Source organism: Paraburkholderia sp. BR14312, from assembly GCF_040948675.1.
Classification (GTDB): domain Bacteria; phylum Pseudomonadota; class Gammaproteobacteria; order Burkholderiales; family Burkholderiaceae; genus Paraburkholderia; species Paraburkholderia nodosa_A.
The window spans coordinates 242,442-263,578 of the sequence record NZ_JBFPKI010000010.1 but is presented as its reverse complement, the minus strand read 5'-3'; the positions used below and the strand labels follow the sequence as shown (position 1 = coordinate 263,578).

Below are 21,137 nucleotides of genomic sequence, written 5' to 3'. Positions count from 1 at the left end.
CGGCGTGCTTGCGGCACGCGCCTTCCGGCGAAGCCGCAGGGGCCTCTGCGCCGGGACGGGCCGGGTTTATCCGGAGTCCCGGCCTGCATGGAGTGCGGCAAACCGCATCGATCAGGGTCAAGCGGCGTTGATCTGCCTCAAGCGGCGATCTGCGACGCAAGCGCGTTGCGCCGTGTGCGCCCCGCCCGCGAGGGCGGCTGGCACAGCCCGCAGACGAAGCCACGCTGCGGGTCGTGCGCGTGAGCGACGTAGCGGCCGCCGCAACGGCTGCATGGCGTCATCTGCAGGAGGCCCGAGGTGAAATAGCGCACGAGCGTCCAGGCGCGCGTGAGGCTCAGCGCGGGCGTTTCGTCATGCAGCCGCAGGTGCTCGAGATAGAGCCGGTAGCTCTTCACGATCGCGTGGATCGGCTCGCAGCGCGCGTGGCGGCTCATGAACATGAACGTGTTGTAGAACAGCGAGGAATGGACGTTGGGCTGCCAGGTCATGAACCAGTCGGTCGAAAACGGCAGCATGCCCTTGGGCGGCGACTCGCCCTTCACTTCCTTGTAAAGCCGGATGAGCCGGTCGCGCGAGAGCGAGGTCTCCGCTTCGAGCAGTTGCAAACGCGCGCCCAGTTCGATCAGCTCGATTGCGAGCGCGATCTCTTTTACCTCCTGCACCACACTCTTTGTCGCCATAGACACCCGTTGGAAGCCGCAATGGAATGCGCCTGGCCCCTGCCGCCGTTCGCGGGCAGCAAGGGTGCAATGCGCCGCAGCGCGCTGCGGCGCTGGGCGAAGCGGTTCAGCCGATCTGTTCGACGTCCTGGCCCGCCATGATGATCGCCGAGTGCGTCAGCGCGGTTTTGCCCTTGTCGGCAAGCGCACTCAGGATGGCGTGGTCGTCGAACCGGAAGCGGCAAAGCAGCTGGTTCGATGCGGCAAGGCGTACGGTCTGCGCGAAAGTGAGATTAGCGAGCACCTCGGCAGACTGCTCGGAGATGCCCATACGGAACATGCCCGTCGGCTTGTCCTCGCGCAAAAGACGTTGCGCGAGCAACAGATACGACAGGTTCACTTCCTTGATCTCATTGAGCATGTCGCTGTGCGTCGTCGCGCTCATGGATTCCCCCGAATCAAATCGCGGCGGCTGGTCAGACCGCCCGCGGAAAACGTTTGCTCGCCCAGATACAACCCAAGTGCATCCGAACGGCCTGTTTATGGTCGTGGGTCCATTGTGGCTGGGGCGGGAACAAATGGAAATCGGACGGATGCCGCGACGCGTTGCGAGAAAAAGTTTCGCAAACGTGTAGGAATTTTTCTGACAAAGAGGCGGGAGCAGCGGCGGGAGGCGGGGCACGTCATGTCGTGCGCATAGGCCGCGGATTTATCGGTTGATTATAGGCTTTTTCATGGATGCGTCACGCGTGCGTGCTATTCGCTGCGCGCGCGTCACTCGCGCCCTGCCTTTTGACCCTTGTTCCGGCGCAGCGGGCACGCGGCTTGCGCAATGCGCGCCCAAGCCGCGTCACGCTTTGCAATGGCCTCTTACACCTGCTGTATCCCGCTGTAACAACTTTAAGCGTTTGCAAAACCGCGTGTGTCGGGCCGCGAAATGGCCATAATCGGTCTCAGGGATAACCCGATACCGTTGTACCGCCGCAGTGCCGCATCACAGAGTTCGTTGCACACGCGGCTTTTTTGCCAGGAGATCGAACAATGCGAATCGCACAAATTGCGCCACTTTATGAAGCCGTTCCGCCCAAGCTTTATGGCGGCACCGAGCGCGTCGTGTCCTACCTGACCGAAGCGCTGGTCGACCTCGGCCACGACGTGACGCTGTTCGCCAGCGGCGATTCGGTCACCTCGGCAAACCTCGAAGCCGCCTGGCCGCGCGCACTGCGTCTGGACCCCACGATCCGCGACGCGCTGGCGCCGCACATGGTGCTGCTCGAGCGCGTGCGCCGCGTCGCGCACGAATTCGACGTGCTGCACTTCCACCTCGACTATCTGCCGTTCCCGCTTTTCACGACCATGGACACGCCGTTCGTGACGACGCTCCACGGCCGCCTCGACCTGCCGGAGCTGCAACCGGTATTCGAGCAGTTCCCGAACGCACCGGTCATCTCGATTTCGGACTCGCAGCGCCAGCCGTTGCCGCAGGCCGCGTGGCAGAACACGATCTATCACGGACTGCCAAAGAACCTGCTCACGCCGCAAGCTGATCGCAAGCCCGAGTACCTGGCGTTCCTCGGCCGGATCTGCCCGGAAAAGCGTGTGGACACGGCGATCAAGATCGCCGCGCTCTCCGGCCTGCCGCTGAAGATCGCCGCCAAGGTCGACAAGGTCGACCAGGACTACTTCAAGACCGAGATCGAGCCGCTGCTTTCGCAGGCCCACGTGGAGTTCGTCGGCGAGATCAACGAAGAGCAGAAGCCCGCGTTCCTTTCGGGTGCGAAAGCGCTGCTGTTCCCGATCGACTGGTCCGAGCCGTTCGGCCTAGTGATGATCGAGGCGATGGCGTGCGGCACGCCGGTGATCGCCTTCAATCGCGGTTCGGTGCCGGAAGTGATCGACCCGGGCGTGACGGGCTATGTCGTCGAGGACGTGCAAGGCGCCGTGGCCGCGCTCCAGAGTATCGATTCGCTTTCGCGCCTGGCGATTCGCAACCAGTTCGAACACCGCTTTACGTCGCACATCATGGCCGGCAATTATGTCGACACTTATACGGCGCTGATCGAAGCCGCACAGCGTCCGGTACTGCGTCGCGTCGCCGCCGGTTGAGTGCGAAGCATTCCAGATTTCGCGATAAATCCAGACGAATGCGCGACGTGAATCGTTTGCGAGTCGCTGAATAGCGCCATTACGCGTTGATTACAGAAGACTCACAAAAAAGAGCCGCATGAAACATGCGGCTCTTTTTGCATTTTCGGCTACACCGCTATGACGGCCGGGCTGTTCCCCGGCGGCATGCGTCAGGCGATCAGGTAGCGTTCGCGGTTCTTGCCCGCGATCCACTTGGGCGGCTTGCCGCGGCCGCTCCAGGTCGCGCCGGACTTGGGGTCCTGATAGCGCGCAGGCAGCGGCGCCTTTTTCGGCGGACGCCCGCGGCGCGCGGCCTCGGCAAAGCCCAGGTCCTGGGCGGAAAGGCCGTATTCGGCGATCTTTTCCCGGATCGTGGCGATGACGTCCGCGATCTCCGTGCGCCGCGCCTCTTCGGCCTGAGCCTGGAGTTTTGCGATCTGCGCCTTGATCTCTGTATATTGCGACATTTCTATTCCCCCTTCAATGCTCTTGAAACCTGCTCTTGAAACCGGCTCGATCGGAGATTAGACGTAAATAACGGAATTAGCAATCGCTATTAATACTGCCTTTTTACGCTATTCTTCAATTTAACGATCGACCGGCTCCAGCGCAATTGCGTACACATCGATCGTAATAATTCGATCAATTACGTCGAAATTGACAATCCTTGACAGCATCGAAAAGGGCGACTGCCTAGAATCTGGCATTTCCCGGTGCCGGTGCTTTACGCGGCGCCTTCAAAAATCGACTTTTCGAGGTGTCACGCAATGCACTTATCCAGGCGGCTCATCGCCGAACTGATCGGCACTTTCTGGCTCGTTCTGGGCGGCTGCGGCAGCGCGGTGCTCGCGGCCAACTTCGCCGGGCCGGTTCACGGACTCGGGATCGGGTTCGTGGGCGTGTCGCTCGCCTTTGGCCTGACCGTGCTCACCATGGCCTACGCCATCGGCCACATTTCGGGCTGCCATCTGAATCCCGCCGTGAGCGTGGGCCTGACCGTGGCGGGCCGCTTCCCGGCGCGCGACCTCGTGCCCTATATCGCCGCGCAGGTGGTGGGCGCGGTGATCGGCGCTTTCGTGCTTGCGCTCATCGCGACGGGCAAGCCCGGCTTCGACCTCGTCGCGAGCGGCTTCGCGACCAACGGTTACGGCGAGCAGTCGCCGGGACACTACGCCATGGGCGCCGCGTTCGTGTGCGAAGCGGTCATGACCGCGGTCTTCCTGTTCGTCATTCTCGGCGCAACCGACAAGCGCGCACCCGCAGGCTTCGCGCCGATCGCCATCGGCCTGTGCCTCACGCTGATTCATCTGATCTCGATTCCCGTCACCAATACCTCGGTGAATCCGGCACGCTCGACCGGCCCCGCGCTGTTCGTGGGCGGCGAGGCGATCTCGCAGCTGTGGCTGTTCTGGGTCGCGCCGATCGTCGGCGCAGTGATCGCAGGCATCGTGTACCCGGCGGTGGCGGGGCGGGGCGAAGCGGTGGCGGCGGTCGGCGTGCGCGAGACGGCTTGACGGCCTCTGACGCGCGCTGACACGTCCGCGCGGCCCGAGCCGCGCCGCATTGCGACACGTTCTCCGCGCAGTTGCAAACGGGCGCTTCGGCGCCCGTTTGTCTGGCTGAGCGCGGGGCGCTCCGGGTGCGCTGCTGGCCGGGCCCGTGACGGCTGCGCTGCTAGAATCGGGCGACCTTCCCATTGTCTTGCGACCTGGAGCATCACGCCCAGCATGAAGCGCTCACGCCCCCGGCCAGGCCGGATCGCCTCGACGCTCGCCGCCGCGCTGAGCGCACTGCTATGCGCCTGCGCGCCGCTGCCACACGCCAACGGAGCCGCTAACGCCGGCGAGACAGCGCAGACGAATGCGAGCAGCGCGCCAGCCGCGCGCAACGTCGAAACGCTCATCTTCGTGAGGCACGGTGAAAAGCCGCCAGAGGGATTCGGCCAGCTTAACTGCAAGGGGCTGAACCGAGCGCTTGCGCTGCCGGCCGTGATCGCGGCCAAGTACGGCAAGCCCGATGCGATCTACGCGCCCGACCCCGGCGAGCAAAAGGAGGACAACGGCCACGCCTACAACTACGTGCGCCCGCTCGCGACGATCGAGCCGACCGCGATCCAGTTCGGCATGCCGGTCCAGACGCCGTATGGCTATTCGAAGATCGACGCGCTGCAAAGCGCACTCGTCGATCCGCAGTGGCGCGGCCGCACCGTGCTCGTTGCATGGGAGCATCGGGAAATCGAGACGCTCGTACGCCGCGTCGTCACCGCGCACGGCGGCAGCGCGAACGACGTACCGCGCTGGGAGAGCGCGGACTTCGACAGCATTTACGTGGTGCGTATCGACTGGAGCGGCGGCGCCGCGCGCGCGCGTTTCTCGCACGAGCGCGAGGGGCTCGACGGTCGCGCGGACGACTGCCCGTGCGCGCAACTGCCTGCCGCGCAGTAATCGTCCCGCGGTTGCTGTTCGAATGGAATCGAGGTAGTGGCGGCGCTAGCGACCGCGCCCGCGTGAGTTACGACGCGAGTTCGTCGTTGAGCGCGAACAGCTTGCGAAGATGATGCGCGACACCGGCTTCGAAGTTGTTGCCGATGCGCGGCACCCGAGGCAGTCGCTTGATGAGATCGGGATTGGCGTTGTTCATCATGAACGGATGACCCGCCGTTTCGAGCAGGTCGATATCGTTCATGTTGTCGCCGAACGCGACGCAACCCGCGGCGTCCACGCCGAGCCGGTCGAGTACGACGCGCAGCGCGCGGCCCTTCGAAACGCCGGCCACCATCACTTCGAGGCAATCGGGCAGGGAATAGGTGACGTAGAGCGCGTCGCCGAACTCGCGCGCGAGATTCTGCGCGACGTGCGCGAGATCTGCCGGATCGCCGATATAGAGCGCCTTGGCGATGCCTGCGCCCGCGTAATCGCGCAGATCCGCCACGCGGTACTCGAAGCCCGAGTCCTGGTGATACGCGAGCAGTTCGGGCGCGTCGCGGTCGATGAGCCAGGCGTCGTCGGTATAGATGCTCACGATCACGCGGCCGTGCTCGCCCACGGTGTCGGCGGCGACCAGACGCTCGACCATGGGCGCGCTCAGATTGCTCGCGTGGATCAGCGTGTCGTCGGGTGCGTGCACGCGCGCGCCGTTCGCGGTGATGAGATATGGCCGGATGCCGAGCACGTCGCGAATACCGGCCACGTCGCAATAGTGGCGGCCGGTCGCGATTACGAACGGCAGCCCCTGCGCATCGAGTGCGCCCAGCGTGGCAACCGTGAACGGATCGACCTGATGGTCGCTATTGAGCAGCGTTCCGTCGAGATCGGTTGCAATGACCTTGTACATGGTGATCAGACAGCTAGCGGGAAACGTTGAATCGTAGCATCTGCGGCACGGCTATGCCCTTGACCTCGTTCGCGCCCTTTCTCACTTGCCGCTCAGTTGTCCGCAGCAGCGCGCGCCAGCCGCTGGGCCTCCATCTGCGCGAGGCGAAGCGCGCCGGACGTGGAATCGGCGAGCGGCGCGCGCAGGCGATCGCGCACCGCTTGCGGCACCCACTCGCGCAGCGGTTGCCCAAGGCCGCCCGAGAGCGCCGCCGGCAGCTCGCCCGAAGGATCGAGCGCGGTGATGAGTTTCGCGATTTCCACGCCAGCTTCGGCGAGCAGCTTAGCGACGAACGGATGTTCGCGATGCGCGAGGACGACCGGTGCGAGGCTGGCGTAAGCCGTCTGGTTGGCCGCGCACTGCCATACGATGAGACTGTCGCGATCGGTGGCCCGCGCGTGTGCGAGGAGGGCCCGTGCGAAGTCGTCCAGGGGCACGCGTGCATCGAGCGCCTGCTGCGCCCAGACGATCGCGCGCAGGCCGAACCACGCGCCACTCGCTTCGTCGCCCGAGGGAAAGCCGAAACCGCCCGCAATGCGGCACTGACCGTCCTCACCAAGCACCGCTGCGATGCTGCCCGTGCCGAGGGCGACCACCACGCCCGGCGCGCCGCCGTGCGCGCCCAGCAGTGTCGTGTAGGCGTCGCTTTCCACCGCCAGTCCGGCCACGGGAGGAGCGGCAGCGAGAAACGGCGCCAGCCAGTCGGGGTTGTTCACGCCCGCGAGCCCGCAGCCAAGCACGCATTGCGACCAGTCGAACGCAAGCCCCGCGTGCGCAAACGCCGCGCGGCAGCCCTCCTCGATCGATTGCCAGGCCCGCGCGATACCGAGCCCGAGCCCCGACGGCCCCGCAGCCGCGCGCGCGAGTTCGACGCCGTTCGCGTCGCCAAGCGCGATGCGCGTGCCCGTACCGCCGCCGTCCACGCCAATCAACCAGGTGTATTTCTGCATGATGTCCGCCGCGCCTCGCGCGCCTGTGAGTCCGGTTCGAAAGCCAAAATTCTTGTCGTGCCGCAGAGACTAACGGCTTCCCCGGGTTCGCACAATCGGCCATCCGGCCAGGGTGGCGGCGCTGCACCGATCCGCTATGCTTGCGTGGCTCGAACGATGTCTCGCAAGGAGAACTTACCGTGACACACCGCTGCAACTGGGTATCGGCCGGCGCGTCGCCGCAGTATGTGCAATACCACGACGAGGAGTGGGGCGTGCCGTCGCGGGACGACCAGCATCTGTTCGAAATGATCGTGCTCGAAGGCGCGCAGGCAGGGCTCTCGTGGTCCACGATACTCAACAAGCGCGAAGGCTATCGCCGCGCCTTCGCCGACTTCGACATCGAGAAGGTTGCGCGCTTTACGCCCAAACACGTCGAAACGCTCATGCAGGACGCCTCGATCGTGCGCAACCGGGCCAAGATCGAGGCCGCCATCGCCAACGCCCGCGCCGTGCAGCAAATCCAGACGGAGCACGGCTCGCTCGCGAAGTTTGTCTGGTCGTTCGTGAACGACACGCCCATCCAGAACGACCTTGCCTCGTATCGCGACGCACCAGCGTCTACCGAAGTCTCGGACGCCCTTAGCAAGGCGCTCAAGAAATACGGCTGCAAATTCGTTGGCACGACGATCTGTTACGCGTTCATGCAGGCTGTCGGCATGGTCAACGACCATGAGCGCGACTGCATGTGCCGCAAGGCCTGCGCTGCGCTTGGCAAAAAGAAGCGCCGCGCCTGAGCGCAGTGACACTTGCGCGACTCGGGTAACTCCCGAGCGAGGCAGGACGCGCCTTGCAAGCCCTCGTCCCGCATGGCTTTGTGGCACGCCGGTGCAATTGCGCCCGGCACTGGCCAACCCAATTTTTGATCGCTACGGTGCGCCACCCCACGGTTTTCCGCTGGCGTGCCGTTATAACGGGAAGTGAATGCAGACGCGTCAGGGGAACGGTGAGTGATGTCGGCTGGAAGGCCGGCGGCGCCGCATTAGAAGGGAATTAACCTGTGCCCGGCAGCTGGGCAACAGGGGGTTGAAATGAAAAACGTCCACTTCCTGAGTCATCAGGAAATCTTCGACCGCGCGGTGGCCCATCTCTTTGGCCAGGGGCGCGCGGCACTTCTCCCACGCGGAGGCGGCGCCTACCGGGGCGGTGGCTGTGGCGGCGGCTCCGGCAGCGCGCACAGCTATGGCGGTTGCCCGGTCGGCAGCTTCATCCGGCCACGCGACTATATGAGCGCCATGGAAGGCATACCCGTGCGCTACCTCGGCCGTGAGACGAACGACGTGCCGCTCTATATGGATGTGGGCGTCGCCGCGCTGAAGAAGGCGCTGCTGCGCGCCCATATCAACATATACGACCCCGCCACGATCACTCTGCTGAGTTGCCTGCAGAACGTGCACGACGTGTTTGGCGTGTGGGAATGGCGCGAACGCCTTTGTTCGATTGCCGCGCAGTTCGGCTTGTCGCCCGCGCAGCTGAAGAACGCTGCCTGAAATCGGCCGGCACGCGCAACACGCGCTGCGCATCGGCGCGGAGTTTCTAAGCGCAAATACGCACAAACGCAAACGGCGGCGCAGCTTCTTGCGAAGCATGCGCCGCCGTCTGGCGGAACACCGAAAAGCGAAAAAGCTTAGTGGAGCTTCTTCGGCAGCATCTGGCTGCGCAGGCGCTTGTGCAGGCGCTTAACAGCAGCTGCCTTCTTGCGCTTGCGAACTGCCGTCGGCTTTTCGTAAGCTTGACGCTCACGCAGCTCGGCGATCAGGCCGTTCTTTTCGATTGCACGGCGGAAGCGGCGAATCGCCACTTCGAACGGCTCGTTTTCCTTCAGAAGAATCGTCGTCATGTATTTCCTAACTCAAATCGCTTAATACGGTTCAAAGGCGCGAGCGTCAAAGCCGCTCACGCGCCGGCCCTCCGGTCGTTCGCCACGCTGGGGCCGAACGAGAGGCAAGGCGGCCACGGAGGCCGGAAAAGAGAAGTAGGGGGTTCACAGCGGAACGCGATCAGGTCGACCTTGCTGCAACACACCTGACCGCCGGTTTGCGGCCGCCAACAGTAACGAACACGGCAACAAAACAGGCAAAGATCTCAATTCACTCCCAATGATATCAGGAAAAGATCCGCCTGACCAGGGTTTCTTGAGTCTACTCAGGGACTTGCGCGGCTTGCCGCGGCCGCCGCGCCCGCCCTGTCGATTAGGACACCTGGGTTAATGCCTTTGCCGTCAGGCGCTCGCGTCGTTGAGCGCCTGGATGTCGGCCGGATCGAGCTTCAGCCGTACCGCTGCTGCAAGGCTCTCCAGCTGATCCAGCGAGGTCGCGCTCGCGATCGGCGCGGTAATGCTCGGGCGCGCGATCAGCCACGCCAGCGCAACTGCCGCGAGCGTGCTGCCGTGACGCTCGGCCACATAGTCGAGCGCCGCGAGGATCCGGATGCCGCGGTGGTCGAGGTACTTTTCGACGCGCGAGCCGCGCGTGCTCTTCGCGAGATCCTCGCGCGAACGGTACTTGCCCGAGAGAAAGCCGCTAGCGAGGCTGTAATAGGGCACGACCGCGAGCTTCTGCGCCATGGCCACCGGTTCGAGATCGGCCTCGTAATGGGCGCGGTCGTACAGGTTGTATTCGGGCTGGATGATCTGGTACGCGGGCAGACCGGATTTCGTCGCAACCGCGAGCGCCTCCTCGACGCGCGCGCCCGTGTAGTTCGACGCGCCGATCACCCGCACCTTGCCGGCCTCGATCAGCCGCTGGTACGCACCGAGCGTTTCCTCGAGCGGGACTTTCTGGTCGTCCTCGTGCGAGAAATACACGTCGATGTAGTCAGTCTGCAGACGACGCAGCGAATCCTCCACGGCAGCCGCGATGTTGGCGGCGGAAAGCCCCGGGCGGCGTGCATCTTTTGCGACCTTCGTTGCGATCACCACCTTGTCGCGTTTGCCGCTTTTCGCGATCCACTTGCCGATGATCGTCTCCGATTCGCCGCCCTGGTTGCCGGACACCCACGCGGAATACACATCGGCGGTGTCGATGAAGTTGAGGCCGGCGTCGGTGAAGGCGTCGAGGATCGAGAACGAGGTGGCTTCGTCTGCGGTCCAGCCGAAGACGTTGCCGCCGAACATGAGCGGGGCGACCTGCAACGAGGAAGTGCCGATCCTGCGTAGTTCCATGGGGCCTCCAGAAAAAAGGGCGGACGGGGAACCGCTGAGCATACGCCGCCTCGCGGCGCGCTGCAGCGGGCAAGGGCGCGCAGCCGCGGGAGTGCCTTGGCGCCCTGCACTAAACCACGCGCGATACCTGCCGTAAACACGCTTGCAAACTGCAAGACGCAGAAATGCGTGAAGGAAGCGGGAAGCACGAAGCGCGGCGCAACCGGATTTTTTATGCACCGCGCAAATGAGGTCTCGATTGTCGGTGCTTCCCCTCAAGTTTTTTTTACCAACGCCGACAACCTTCACTGAGGCGGCCAGCAATGAAAGATTGCACCCGCCGCGGCCATAGTGGCTTGTAACGGGCTTTCAGCCCGCTTAGGAGAATTTCCATGCTCGGAATTAACAGCAACATCAACTCGCTCGTCGCGCAACAGAACCTGACGGGCTCGGGCAGCGCGCTGTCGCAAGCGATCACGCGCCTGTCGTCGGGTAAGCGCATCAACAGCGCAGCTGACGATGCAGCAGGCCTCGCGATCTCGAACATCATGCAGACCCAGATCAACGGTCTGAATCAGGGTGTGTCGAACTCGAACGACGGCGTTTCGCTGGTTCAAACGGCATCGAGCGGTCTGTCGTCGCTGACGAGCAGCCTGCAACGTATCCGCCAGCTGGCTACGCAAGCGGCCAACGGCTCGATGACCTCCGACGACCGCGCAGCACTGCAAAAGGAAGTGAACCAGCAAGTTTCGGAAATCAACCGTATCGCGTCGCAAACGACGTACAACGGCATGAACGTGCTGAACGGTTCGCTCGGTAACGTGTCGTTCCAGGTTGGCGCGAACGTCGGCCAGACGATCAGCCTGAGCCTGACGCAAAACATGTCGGCGGCTTCGATCGGCAGCGGCGTGCCGCAAGCTGGCCAAACGCTCGGCACGTTCTCGGGCCTGAGCCTGAACTCGGCTGGCGCTACGGTCGCCGCCTCGGCTGCAACCGTCACCTCCGTCAATGTGGTTTCCGACGGCAGCGGCGGCTTCACGTTCACGGACCAGAACAACCAGGCACTGAGCCAGACGGCGGTCGGCGCTCTGTTCACGGCGACGAACGAAGCCAGCAGCACCGGCGGCGGCTTCCAGGGTTCGGGCACGGCGGTCACGCTCACCGACGGCGGCATGTCGGCGGCTATGGCTGCAGCAGCCGGCTCGGCGGGTTCCGCAGCGGCCGCCGCAGCAGGCGTCGCCATGGAGACGCAGATCGGCGCGTACAACGCACCGACGGATGTTGCAAACGTCAACATCAGCACGGCAAGCGGCGCAAGCATGGCCATGGAGTCGATCGACAACGCACTGAACACGCTGAACAACCTGCAAGCAACGCTCGGCGCAGCGCAAAACCGCTTCACGGCAATCGGCACGACGCAGCAAGCTCAGTCGACCGACCTGTCGACCGCCCAGTCGTCGATCCAGGACGCCAACTTCGCGGAAGAAACGGCGAACCTGAGCAAGGCGCAAGTGCTGCAGCAAGCTGGTATCTCGGTGCTGGCACAAGCGAACTCGCAGCCGCAGCAGATCCTGAAGCTCCTGCAGTAATACGAGCTTCTGTAGCCCAAGCGTTGCGCGCCCGGCCGCCATACCCGTGAGCGCAACGCAAGCCAATCGGGAGGATCACCTCCCGATTGGCATTTTCCAGACCTGAACCGATTCACACTGCAACGCCGACGCACGGAGCCCCTTCATGTCCACCGTAACCAGCTCGACAGCCAGCACGATCGCAAGTAGCGTCGCCGCCACGACCGCAGCGAGCAACGCCGCTCTGCAGCAAGCAGCCCAGTCGATCGTCAGCGGCTCGACCGGCAACTCGTCGATGGACGTGAATTCGCTCGTTACGGCGCTCGTCAACTCCAAGATCGCCGGCCAGGCCGCCACGATCAGCGCCGAGCAGACGCAGGACAACACCGAAATCTCCGCGTACGGCGCGCTTTCCGCCGCGCTTTCCGCACTTCAGGCAGGCCTCTCGCCGCTCTCGGATGGCACGACCCTCAGCGCATTCAGCACGACGCTCAGCGGCACCGGCATCACCGCCACAGCAGGCAGCGGCGCGGCAGCAGGGTCATACTCGCTCGATGTCAAGCAGGTGGCACAAGCCCAGGTGCTCACCTCGACCGGCTACGGTGCAACAACGGCGCTCGCGTCGGGCTCGTCCACGATGACGCTGACGGTCAACGGCGCCAGCACCACGATCTCGCTCGACAGCACCAACAGCACCGTTGCGGGTATTGCATCGGCGATCAACTCGGCCACTAACAATCCGGGCGTGACGGCAACGGTCGTCAACGGCGCCGACGGCGCGCACCTTGTGCTGCATTCGACGTCGACCGGTTCGCAGAACGGCATCAGCATCGCGATCAGCGATTCGAATTCCAGCGACGCACTGAAGAACCTCGCCGTGACGACCACGGCAGGTACGGCGATCACGAGCTCGAGCGCGACTTCCGCCAACCTCACCGCCAACCAGTCGACGATCTCCAACACGACCAACTGGACACAGTCCACGGCCGCACAGGACGCCTATTTCACGATCGACGGCACGGGCGCGACCAGCACGACGAACACCGTAAAAACCGCGCTGTCTGGCGTCACGCTGACCCTCACCGCAGCGGCGGTCGACACGTCGAGCACGGGCAGCGGCGCACAAACGCTTACGGTTGCGCAGAACACGAGCGCGGAATCCAGCGCGATCAACAATTTCGTCACGCTGTACAACACGCTCGTGACGACGATGTCGACGCTCACGTCCTTCAGTTCGACCTCGACGTCGCAGGGCGTGCTGCTTGGCGACTCGACGCTGAACATGATCCAGAACCAGCTCGCGACGATCGTGGCGACGGGCGTGAAGAGCGGCAATACGACGACCAGCCTGGCATCGATTGGCGTCACCCTGAATTCGGACGGCTCGCTCTCGGTCGACAGCGACACGCTGAATACGGCACTGCAAAACAATCAGTCGACCGTGGCGGCGCTGTTCAATTCGACCAACGGCGTCGCCGCCCAGTTGAATAACAACATCACGAGCTATCAGTCGAGCACGGGCGTCATCACGACGCGTACGAACGCGATCCAGACTGACCTGACGAACCTTTCGACGCAGCAGTCCAATCTCGCGGAATACCAGTCGCAGCTCACCAGCATGTACACTGCGCAATTCACCGCGCTCAACACGCTGATGGCGACGATGAACAACAACCAGCAATACCTCACGCAGCTCTTCGGCGGCACCAACAGCGCAGGTGCGCTGGCCACCAACAAGAGCTGAGCGCACCCAGCAGGAGAAACGACATGGAATTGGCGGCGCCCATCGATCGCATCTGGCAGATCACGAAAGACATCGAACAGGCGGCGGCCGTCGGCGAATGGGAAAAGGCGGCCGAGCTTGCGAACGAGCGCTCACCCCTTCTCATGTCGCTCTCCGCGAAGCAAACGGGCGCCGCGCTCGAGGTGCTCAAGCAGGTTCACGCGGTCGATACACTTGTCGCCGCGGCGGCGGAGTCGGCACAAAGCACGCTTAGCGCCGAGTATCGTTGCGCCATGCAGGCAACGCGGAACGTGAATCTGTATCAGCGCGTTGCGCAGTTCTGAAGTCCGGACCTCGCACAGCGTCCAGAAATAACAACCAACCATTGCGCCTTTCGGGGCGCATTTGCGTACCTCGGCCCGCCTCGTGCGGGCTTTTCTTTTACGCGCCCTCAATACACACGGCTCGGGCCGCCACGGCCGACTACCCAGCTTCATTTCCGCCCGTTGCTCGCACCAACCGAATTGGCGGGCGTTTTGACGTCAACTCGGCAATTCGTTCCGACGGGGCGCCCTGGATAATTGCCCTACTTCTGCTACCTGCGGCGCAAGCACGCCTTCGTCATGACCGCTTTCCATACTCCGACCGACCTCACCGCGCTCGTCCCCCAATCGCAAATGGGGAGCGACATTCAGCTCGTCATGGAAGCCGGGATCGAGCACCATCGCAAGCAGGAATACGACGAAGCTGAAGCGCTCTACGCCATTGTGCTGGAAGCGGATAGCGATCATGTCGACGCCAACTACCACATGGGCGTGCTGTACATGCAAACGGACCGGCCAGCCGAGGCCGTGCCGCACTTCGAAGCAGTGCTCGGCCACACGCCGAACTTCGCGCAACTGTGGGTCTACTACTTCAACGCCCTGACCGCCAGCAACCAGTTCGAAGCCGCGCGGATGGCGCTCGACGTGGCGCAGAAATGCGGCGTTCCTGCGGACGCCATCGATGCGTTGAAGGCTCGCCTGCCCCAGCTTGACGCCGCGTCGGCGCCCGCGCGTGAACCTTCGCACACGGCCGAAGCGATCGAAGCTATGCCGAAACAGCAGACGGCGGACACGCCCGCAGCGAAAATCGATCCACGCCGCGCAAGCGCGACGGAGTTGCGCAAGTTTGCAGATCTCTTCAACAGCAAAGAGACCGAGGCTGCGCTGACGCTTGCCCGTCGCTTGACGAAACAAAACCCCTCGCATGGCGAATGCTGGATTATGCTCACGCACGCCCTGCAGCGCGCAGGCCAGTATGCGGAATCCGTGACGTCGGCCGAGCGTGCCACCAGCCTGCTGCCCAATAGTCTCCCCGCTCAGATCATGCTGGCCGACGCGCTGCATATCACGCGGCAGTCCCAGCGAGCCGTATCGCACTGCCGCAAAGCGCTTGAAAAGCATCCCGAGAGTCCACAGCTGCATCGCACACTGGGCGCCGCCCTGCAGGCAACGGGCCGAACAGGCGAGGGCATCGCCCAGATGCGCCACGCCGTGGAACTGGCACCTCGTGACGCTATCGAACTCGACGCGCTGGCTAACGCGCTGAACGAGGATGGCCAGTACGATGAAGCGGAAAGCGCCTTCCGCAAGGCACTCGAACTCGCGCCGATGCAGGCTGCAACGCACAGCAACCTGCTGTTCTGCCTGATGCACAAGACCGATCTCGATGCAAAAAGCGCATTCGCCGAATTCAGCGAATTCGGGAAGCGCCAGGAAGCCCCCCTGCGTGCGCAGCGTTCGGAGCACACCAATGTTCGTGACCCCGCGCGGCGACTGCGAATCGGCTTCGTTTCGGGCGACCTGATCAATCACCCGGTCGCCTATTTTTTCCAGTCGATCGTAGAGCATCTGGCCCGCGATACAAGCCTGTCACTGCACGTCTATTCGAATTACGTGATCACCGACGCGTTCACGAATACGATCCGGGAGCACGCGCAAGAGTGGCATGAAGTCTTCGGCATGACCGACGCCGCGGTCGCGGAAAAGATTCGCGAAGACGGTATCGACATCCTGATCGATCTGTCCGGCCATACAGGTCGCAACCGCCTCGTGGCCTTCGCGCATAAGCCCGCGCCCATTCAGGTGAGCTGGATCGGCAATCCGGCCACGACCGGCCTGACGTCCATCGACTATTACATGTCGGACCGGTTCGTCACGCCGCTCGAACAGTTCGCCAGCTGCTTCACGGAAAAGCTCGTGTTTCTGCCTGCTCTCGCGCCATTCAAGCCGTACAAACAAGCGCCGGACGTGAACGAGTTGCCCGCCTTGAAAAATGGCTTCGTGACGTTCGGCAGCTTCAGCCGTCTGGTCAAGATCGGGCCGGAAGTCGTGGCGCTCTGGGCGCGCGTGCTGCGCGAGATACCGACTTCGCGCATGCTCATTGGCGCGATCACGTCGGTCGAACAAATGAACAAACTGGCCAAGCTGTTCGCAAGCGAAGGCATCGACGTGAGCCGCATCAGCTTTATGCAGCGCAAGAATACCGAGGTCTACCTGCAACAGCACCAGCAGGTCGATGTCTGTCTCGACGCGTTCCCGTTCGCCGGCTCGACCACGACCATGCACGCCCTGTGGATGGGCGTTCCCACTGTGACGCTGCCCGGCGTTTCGATGGCGAGCCGTGGCAGCACGGGATGGCTCTCGCACCTCGGGCTCAACGAGGCGTTCGTCGCGCGCGACAAGGACGACTTTGTGAGCAAGTGCGTCGCGCTGGCTGACGATCTCGACGCGCTCGCAACGGTACGCCGCGAGTTGCGCCAGCACTGCATGCAGTCGCCCATCATCAGCGCGAGCACGATCGCCAACGCCGTATCGCGTGCACTGCGCACCATGTGGCGGCGCTGGTGCGACGGGCTTGCACCCGAGCATTTCGAGGTCCTGGCGCAGCCGCAAGATGCATCGGCGGAGCCAGTTGCGGAACCGGCGCGCGAGCAGCAGCAACCGGACATTGCGCCGACAGCTGGATCGATCACGTCGATCGACGCGGTGACCGACATCCCCGCAGCGATGAAACCCATCCGTATCGTCTGCGGCACCCGTCGCACCCGTGAGCAGTTCTCGAATGAAACGGCGCTTGGCCGCTCGCTAAAGCTCTATGCGCACCTGCCAAACGTCGAACTCCAACTGTTCGACAACAACACGCGCGGACTATCCAGCATCTACAACACGGCGATCGAAGAGGCTAAGCAGCGCCCGGCCATCCTCGTCTTCATTCACGACGACGTCTGGCTCAACGACTTCTTCTGGACCGAGCGCATCCGCGAATCCCTCGCCCGTTTCGAGGTGGTGGGGCTCGCCGGCAACCTGCGCCGCGTGCCGCGCCAGCCTGCATGGGCCTTCGCCACGCCCGATCTGCAGTGGGACGAGCGCAAATACCTGAGCGGAACCGTGGGTCACGGCACGGGTTTTCCGTGCAACATCGCGTCGACGTTCGGGCCTTCCGGACAGGAATGCAAGCTCCTCGACGGCCTGTTGCTGATCGCGGATAGCGATACGCTGGTAAAGAGCGGCCTGCGCTTCGACGAGCAGTTCAAGTTCCACTTTTACGATATGGACTTCTGCCGCCAGGCTGAACTAAAGGGGCTCCGCATGGGAACCTGGCCACTGAGCGTGGTTCACGAGAGTGGCGGAGCCTTTGGGACACCCACCTGGCGGGAAGGGTACGCGTCTTATTTGGGCAAATATGGAGAGTGAGGCGCGCGGCGGGCGGTAGTCGTAATTGTCGAGATACCGCCCTCGTCGAAACGCCTTCACTGCCTCTCACAGCGATATCCACCGGAGCCTATATTGGATCAAACTCCTGTCCATCAGCATCACAATCCGGACTTACTTAACCTCATGCCGCAAGGCGCACGCCGCGTGCTGGAAGTCGGCTGCAGTTCCGGAGCGCTGGCGCGCGAATACAAAAAAACAAATCCGGGTGTGCACTACACCGGGATCGAGATTGTCCCGGCTTATGCCGAGATGGCACGCGAACACTGCGACCGCGTAATCGATGTAGACGTCGAGCGGGTAACTGTCGAGCAAATTCGTTCGGACCTCAATGCCGATTGCTGGGTCTTCGGGGACGTGCTCGAACACCTTCACGATCCCTGGGCACTACTGAGGAAAATTCGCGGGACGATGGATCGCGGCGGGTGCGTTGTTGCGTGCATTCCCAATGCGCAGCACTGGAGCGTGCAGGCTCGTCTGAGCTTTGGCGATTTCCGGTATCAGGACTCCGGCTTGTTCGACCGCACACATATCCGCTGGTTCACGCGCGTCACGATGCTGGAGATGTTTCGCGACGCGGGGTTTGTCGTCGATGCTGGCAAGGCGCGGATCTTCCACGAGCCGCAACGCGAGGCCTTCTTGCCCGTTATTCGTGCTATGGCGAGCGCAGCGGGTGCCGATGCAAACGCAGCGGTCGAGGACGCGAAGGCGTTCCAGTTCGTGTTTCGGGCGGTCGTACCTCCTCAGCTTTAAATATTCCCATTCGTTGCACCGACCAAGGCATGGAAATGACGGACGGCTTTCTGCACAAGTATTTTCTTAATAACCCTGACAAGCGACTGCATAAGTGGATTCATTACTTTGACATTTATGAGCGTCACTTCACGCGCTTCAGAAATAAAGCGCCCGTGATGATCGAAATCGGCGTATTTGGCGGTGGATCACTGGCAATGTGGAAGGAGTTCTTCGGAGCCGGATCCAGAATCATAGGGGTCGATATCAATCCTCAGTGCAAGGCCCATGAAGCAGAGGGTATCGAGATTTTCATCGGCAGCCAGGACGACCCTGCCCTGATCGATCAGATATTCCGCAAATATCCGGAAGTCGACATCGTTCTCGATGACGGAAGCCATGTCATGAATCACATGATCTCTTCCTTCGAGCTGATGTATGACCGGCTTCACAAGAACGGAGTTTATATGGTGGAGGACACTCACACCTGCTACTGGCCTGAATATCAGGGCGGCGTGGGGAGGCCTGGGAGTTTTATCGAATTTGCCAAGAACAAGATCGACGAACTGAATGCGGTTCATTCGAGAGGCAAAATCCCAATTTCAACCTTCACGAAGAGTACCGATTACATCGCCTGCTACGACAGCATCGTTGCGTTCGAACGTCGTCCGCAAGGACAGCGGCAAGCACCGATTACTTGCGCCATGGTTGAAAACCCGGCGACTATGTAATTTCGACATCCCTTGCTATGGCGCTCAACGCGACTGTTTGCGGGTCGCCAAGCGCCATCCGCTGTACCTTTGGCGTTGGGCTCGGTTCTATTGCCTGGTGCCCGCGCGCAGTTGATCGGCGGGCTCGGTCGCAGCACGTCGCCGGTGAGAGTCGGCGAACTGCCGGGGGCTTTACGCAACGTCGCGCAAGGTCGCTACCGACCCGAAGCCGGACGGAAAAATTCGCTGGAGAACTCCCGCACGGCGTATGCGCGCGGCGTAGAAAATCGCTGAAATCTTCGACAGACTTTGGCGCGCCCGGCTGGGATCGAACCAGCAACCCCTGCCTTCGGAGGGCAGTACTCTATCCATTGAGCTACGGGCGCGTTGACTTGCTGGCGCCGCCGATTGACCGAAGAATACGGGAAAGGCAGCGCCGAAGAGAGACCGAGAGAATAACCGGTTTCGGTTAAACCGTCCACCGCGCGGATTATTAAGGGTCTCATCCCCATCAGGCACAATTCGGGCACAACTCAGACGCAACAACACGTCCCACTGCCGGTCCGCTCCGGGTAAACGCCCGCTGAACTCCCTCCGCGCCCAGCCACCAGCCGGAAAACCTTCCGTCTATAATCGTCGGTGTTTGATCTGCCGCATGGCCATTGCCGTCCTGCTGTACCGCTCACCATAAAACCAACGGGAGTCGAGACAAGCATGAGCGAAGCACCCCACGGAGCCCCGATCAAAACGCCCGGCCAGCTGATCGCCGCTGTCATCGCCGGGTTTGCCGTCCCCATCGTCATCATCATTTTGCTCGTCTATTACGTCGACAACACGACGCGCACCGGCGCGGGCACCGACGAACTTTCCATCCAGCAGGTCGCCGCGCGCATCGCGCCGGTCGCGCAGGTCAACGTGCGCGACGCCAACGCGCCGCACGTCTACAAGACCGGCGAACAGGTCTTCCAGGCTGTCTGCTCGGCGTGTCACGCCTCGGGCGCCGCCGGCGCGCCGAAGTTCGGCAACTCGGGCGACTGGGCGCCGCGCATCGCGCAGGGCTTCGACACGCTGTGGAAAACGGCGCTCTCCGGCAAGGGCGCGATGCCCCCGCGCGGCGGCACGAGCCCCGACGACTACAGCGACTACGAAATCGGCCTCGCCGTCGCCTATATGGCGAACCACGCGGGCGCGAACTTCCAGGATCCGCCCAAGCCCGCGCCAGGCGCTGCCAATGCAGCCAATGCGGCTTCGGGCGCGGCGGGCGCTGCACCGGCCTCCGGCGCATCGGGTGCCGATGCGAACGCCGCCCAGGCGCAAGCCGCCGCAGCGGCGATCGCGGCCATCCCGCAGGCTTCGTCCGCTCCGGCAGCAGGTGGCGGCTCGCAAAGCGCCGACGCCTCGCAGGCGGGCAAGGCACTCTATCAGCAGGTTTGCCAGGCGTGTCACGCCGCGGGCGTACTGGGCGCACCGAAATTCGGCAACAAGGCCGACTGGGCGCCGCGCCTGAAGGACCCGATGGATACCGTCTACAACTACGCGCTGCACGGCAAGGGCCAGATGCCTCCCAAGGGTGGCTCGACTGCCTCCGACGCCGACGTGAAGGCCGCCGTCGATTACATGGTCAGCGCGGCGAAGTAAGCCGTCACACGCGCGCCAAAGCGCAAAACGATCCCCGCCCGCAGCGATACGGGGCGGGGATTTTTATCTGCGTCGATGAAACAGCGGTCGCGCGTCAGCGCACGGGACGCGCGAATTCGCGGGCAAAAGCGAACGCACCCGAAGCGTCCCCGGCGAGCGCGCCGTAACGCGCAGCCAGTTCGGCGGGAGCGAGCCACGGATAGCTCAAGCCCTGTTGCAGGCGCTCGAGCCGCGCACCGTCCGGGTCGTCGATCACGTCCATCCGGGCAATGTGAATGTGGAATGCCGATACGCGCGGCGCGATGTCGTTCGAATCGAAAGTCCAGCGATACGTGCCGTGACCGATGCGCAGCGCGCCCGCCGCGTCCTCGCGCATCACGACGAGCCAGGGCAGCGCTTCGATCGTGCGCTCGCGCGCAACGAGCGCAGTGGCCTCGCAAAGGTAGTAGGTGCGGCAGCGCGAATAGCGCTCACCAAAATCGCTGACCAGCGTCTTCGCGATCGCTTCGGCGCCGACGCTGCGCGCCGGAAACGCGATGTTCGGTGTGGCCAGCGAGAACGTCAGTTCCGCATCCTGCGCGAATGCTTCGTGAATCCGTGCGGGCTTCGTGTTGTCCTTCGCGTCGATATACGTTTCAAGCGCGTGACGGTAATGCTGGAGTAATGGATCTTCCATCTGCGGCAGCGAGCGGGTCAGAGGCGTTCACTCTACAGCCGCCCGC

The 21,137-nt window shown here is 63.1% G+C and carries 20 protein-coding genes and 1 tRNA gene; 12 read left to right on the top strand and 9 right to left on the bottom strand.

The annotated features are described in order from the left end of the window. Positions 1 to 137: 137 nt before the first annotated feature. Together flhC and flhD are read right to left on the bottom strand one after the other, a co-directional pair. Positions 138 to 680 carry a flagellar transcriptional regulator FlhC gene (gene flhC, locus AB3X98_RS27390; RefSeq protein ID WP_069264379.1) on the bottom strand — a complete coding sequence of 181 codons (543 nt, stop codon included), beginning with the start codon at positions 678 to 680 and terminating at the stop codon, positions 138 to 140. Between the two features lie 106 nt (positions 681 to 786). Further along, positions 787 to 1,104 carry a flagellar transcriptional regulator FlhD gene (gene flhD, locus AB3X98_RS27385; protein ID WP_069264381.1) on the bottom strand — a complete coding sequence of 106 codons (318 nt, stop codon included), beginning with the start codon at positions 1,102 to 1,104 and terminating at the stop codon, positions 787 to 789. Positions 1,105 to 1,700: 596 nt separating this feature from the next. On the opposite strand from flhD, the gene AB3X98_RS27380 reads away from it, so the two are divergent. Continuing rightward, positions 1,701 to 2,765 carry a glycosyltransferase family 4 protein gene (locus AB3X98_RS27380; RefSeq protein ID WP_368603702.1) on the top strand — a complete coding sequence of 355 codons (1,065 nt, stop codon included), beginning with the start codon at positions 1,701 to 1,703 and terminating at the stop codon, positions 2,763 to 2,765. Between the two features lie 191 nt (positions 2,766 to 2,956). Here AB3X98_RS27380 and AB3X98_RS27375 read toward each other — a convergent pair whose 3' ends face one another. Then, entirely contained in the window at positions 2,957 to 3,253 is a 297-nt protein-coding gene (locus AB3X98_RS27375; protein ID WP_028203342.1) for an H-NS family nucleoid-associated regulatory protein, read from the bottom strand. 300 nt (positions 3,254 to 3,553) lie between these two features. Here AB3X98_RS27375 and aqpZ point away from each other — a divergent pair, with 300 nt between their 5' ends. Then, the gene (gene aqpZ / locus AB3X98_RS27370; RefSeq protein WP_368603703.1) at positions 3,554 to 4,300 is read left to right on the top strand and encodes an aquaporin Z; all 747 of its coding nucleotides are present in this window, start codon (positions 3,554 to 3,556) and stop codon (positions 4,298 to 4,300) included. A gap of 213 nt (positions 4,301 to 4,513) precedes the next feature. Continuing rightward, positions 4,514 to 5,230, top strand: coding sequence for a histidine phosphatase family protein (locus AB3X98_RS27365; RefSeq protein ID WP_342949200.1), 717 nt, complete (start codon positions 4,514 to 4,516; stop codon positions 5,228 to 5,230). Positions 5,231 to 5,297: 67 nt separating this feature from the next. Here AB3X98_RS27365 and AB3X98_RS27360 read toward each other — a convergent pair whose 3' ends face one another. Further along, positions 5,298 to 6,119, bottom strand: coding sequence for a Cof-type HAD-IIB family hydrolase (locus tag AB3X98_RS27360; protein ID WP_069264389.1), 822 nt, complete (start codon positions 6,117 to 6,119; stop codon positions 5,298 to 5,300). A 92-nt stretch (positions 6,120 to 6,211) separates the two neighbouring features. Then, positions 6,212 to 7,108: a BadF/BadG/BcrA/BcrD ATPase family protein gene (locus AB3X98_RS27355; RefSeq protein ID WP_368603704.1), complete on the bottom strand. Its 897-nt coding sequence runs from the start codon at positions 7,106 to 7,108 to the stop codon at positions 6,212 to 6,214. A 179-nt stretch (positions 7,109 to 7,287) separates the two neighbouring features. Here AB3X98_RS27355 and AB3X98_RS27350 point away from each other — a divergent pair, with 179 nt between their 5' ends. Continuing rightward, the gene (locus AB3X98_RS27350) at positions 7,288 to 7,884 is read left to right on the top strand and encodes a DNA-3-methyladenine glycosylase I (RefSeq protein WP_069264392.1); all 597 of its coding nucleotides are present in this window, start codon (positions 7,288 to 7,290) and stop codon (positions 7,882 to 7,884) included. A gap of 294 nt (positions 7,885 to 8,178) precedes the next feature. Further along, positions 8,179 to 8,637, top strand: a complete 459-nt coding sequence (locus AB3X98_RS27345) for a hypothetical protein (RefSeq protein ID WP_342949198.1) — start codon at positions 8,179 to 8,181, stop codon at positions 8,635 to 8,637. Between the two features lie 137 nt (positions 8,638 to 8,774). Here the strand turns inward: AB3X98_RS27345 and rpsU are convergent, their stop codons facing one another. Together rpsU and AB3X98_RS27335 are read right to left on the bottom strand one after the other, a co-directional pair. Further along, on the bottom strand, positions 8,775 to 8,987 hold the full coding sequence (rpsU, locus tag AB3X98_RS27340; protein WP_004198205.1) for a 30S ribosomal protein S21: 213 nt from the start codon (positions 8,985 to 8,987) through the stop codon (positions 8,775 to 8,777). 381 nt (positions 8,988 to 9,368) lie between these two features. Next, entirely contained in the window at positions 9,369 to 10,310 is a 942-nt protein-coding gene (locus AB3X98_RS27335) for an aldo/keto reductase (RefSeq protein WP_368603705.1), read from the bottom strand. A 371-nt stretch (positions 10,311 to 10,681) separates the two neighbouring features. On the opposite strand from AB3X98_RS27335, the gene AB3X98_RS27330 reads away from it, so the two are divergent. The 6 genes from AB3X98_RS27330 (at position 10,682) to AB3X98_RS27305 (ending at position 18,798) form a co-directional block, all read left to right on the top strand. Next, positions 10,682 to 11,878: a flagellin gene (locus AB3X98_RS27330; RefSeq protein WP_368603706.1), complete on the top strand. Its 1,197-nt coding sequence runs from the start codon at positions 10,682 to 10,684 to the stop codon at positions 11,876 to 11,878. A gap of 145 nt (positions 11,879 to 12,023) precedes the next feature. Then, positions 12,024 to 13,601 (top strand): flagellar filament capping protein FliD, encoded by a 1,578-nt coding sequence (gene fliD / locus AB3X98_RS27325; protein WP_342949195.1) that lies wholly within the window; start codon positions 12,024 to 12,026, stop codon positions 13,599 to 13,601. 23 nt (positions 13,602 to 13,624) lie between these two features. Next, complete coding sequence (fliT, locus tag AB3X98_RS27320) at positions 13,625 to 13,924, top strand: flagellar protein FliT (protein WP_368603707.1); 300 nt, start codon at positions 13,625 to 13,627, stop codon at positions 13,922 to 13,924. 279 nt (positions 13,925 to 14,203) lie between these two features. Then, positions 14,204 to 17,317 (top strand): tetratricopeptide repeat protein, encoded by a 3,114-nt coding sequence (locus tag AB3X98_RS27315; RefSeq protein ID WP_368603708.1) that lies wholly within the window; start codon positions 14,204 to 14,206, stop codon positions 17,315 to 17,317. A 93-nt stretch (positions 17,318 to 17,410) separates the two neighbouring features. Continuing rightward, entirely contained in the window at positions 17,411 to 18,088 is a 678-nt protein-coding gene (locus tag AB3X98_RS27310; protein WP_368603709.1) for a class I SAM-dependent methyltransferase, read from the top strand. A gap of 29 nt (positions 18,089 to 18,117) precedes the next feature. Further along, complete coding sequence (locus AB3X98_RS27305; RefSeq protein ID WP_368603710.1) at positions 18,118 to 18,798, top strand: CmcI family methyltransferase; 681 nt, start codon at positions 18,118 to 18,120, stop codon at positions 18,796 to 18,798. 289 nt (positions 18,799 to 19,087) lie between these two features. Here the strand turns inward: AB3X98_RS27305 and AB3X98_RS27300 are convergent. Next, a tRNA-Arg gene (locus AB3X98_RS27300) sits at positions 19,088 to 19,163 on the bottom strand. A gap of 328 nt (positions 19,164 to 19,491) precedes the next feature. Between AB3X98_RS27300 and AB3X98_RS27295 the strand changes: the two genes are divergently transcribed. Continuing rightward, entirely contained in the window at positions 19,492 to 20,415 is a 924-nt protein-coding gene (locus tag AB3X98_RS27295) for a cytochrome c5 family protein (RefSeq protein WP_368603711.1), read from the top strand. A 94-nt stretch (positions 20,416 to 20,509) separates the two neighbouring features. Here the strand turns inward: AB3X98_RS27295 and AB3X98_RS27290 are convergent, their stop codons facing one another. Then, complete coding sequence (locus AB3X98_RS27290; protein WP_069264412.1) at positions 20,510 to 21,091, bottom strand: hypothetical protein; 582 nt, start codon at positions 21,089 to 21,091, stop codon at positions 20,510 to 20,512. Between the last annotated feature and the right edge of the window lie 46 nt (positions 21,092 to 21,137).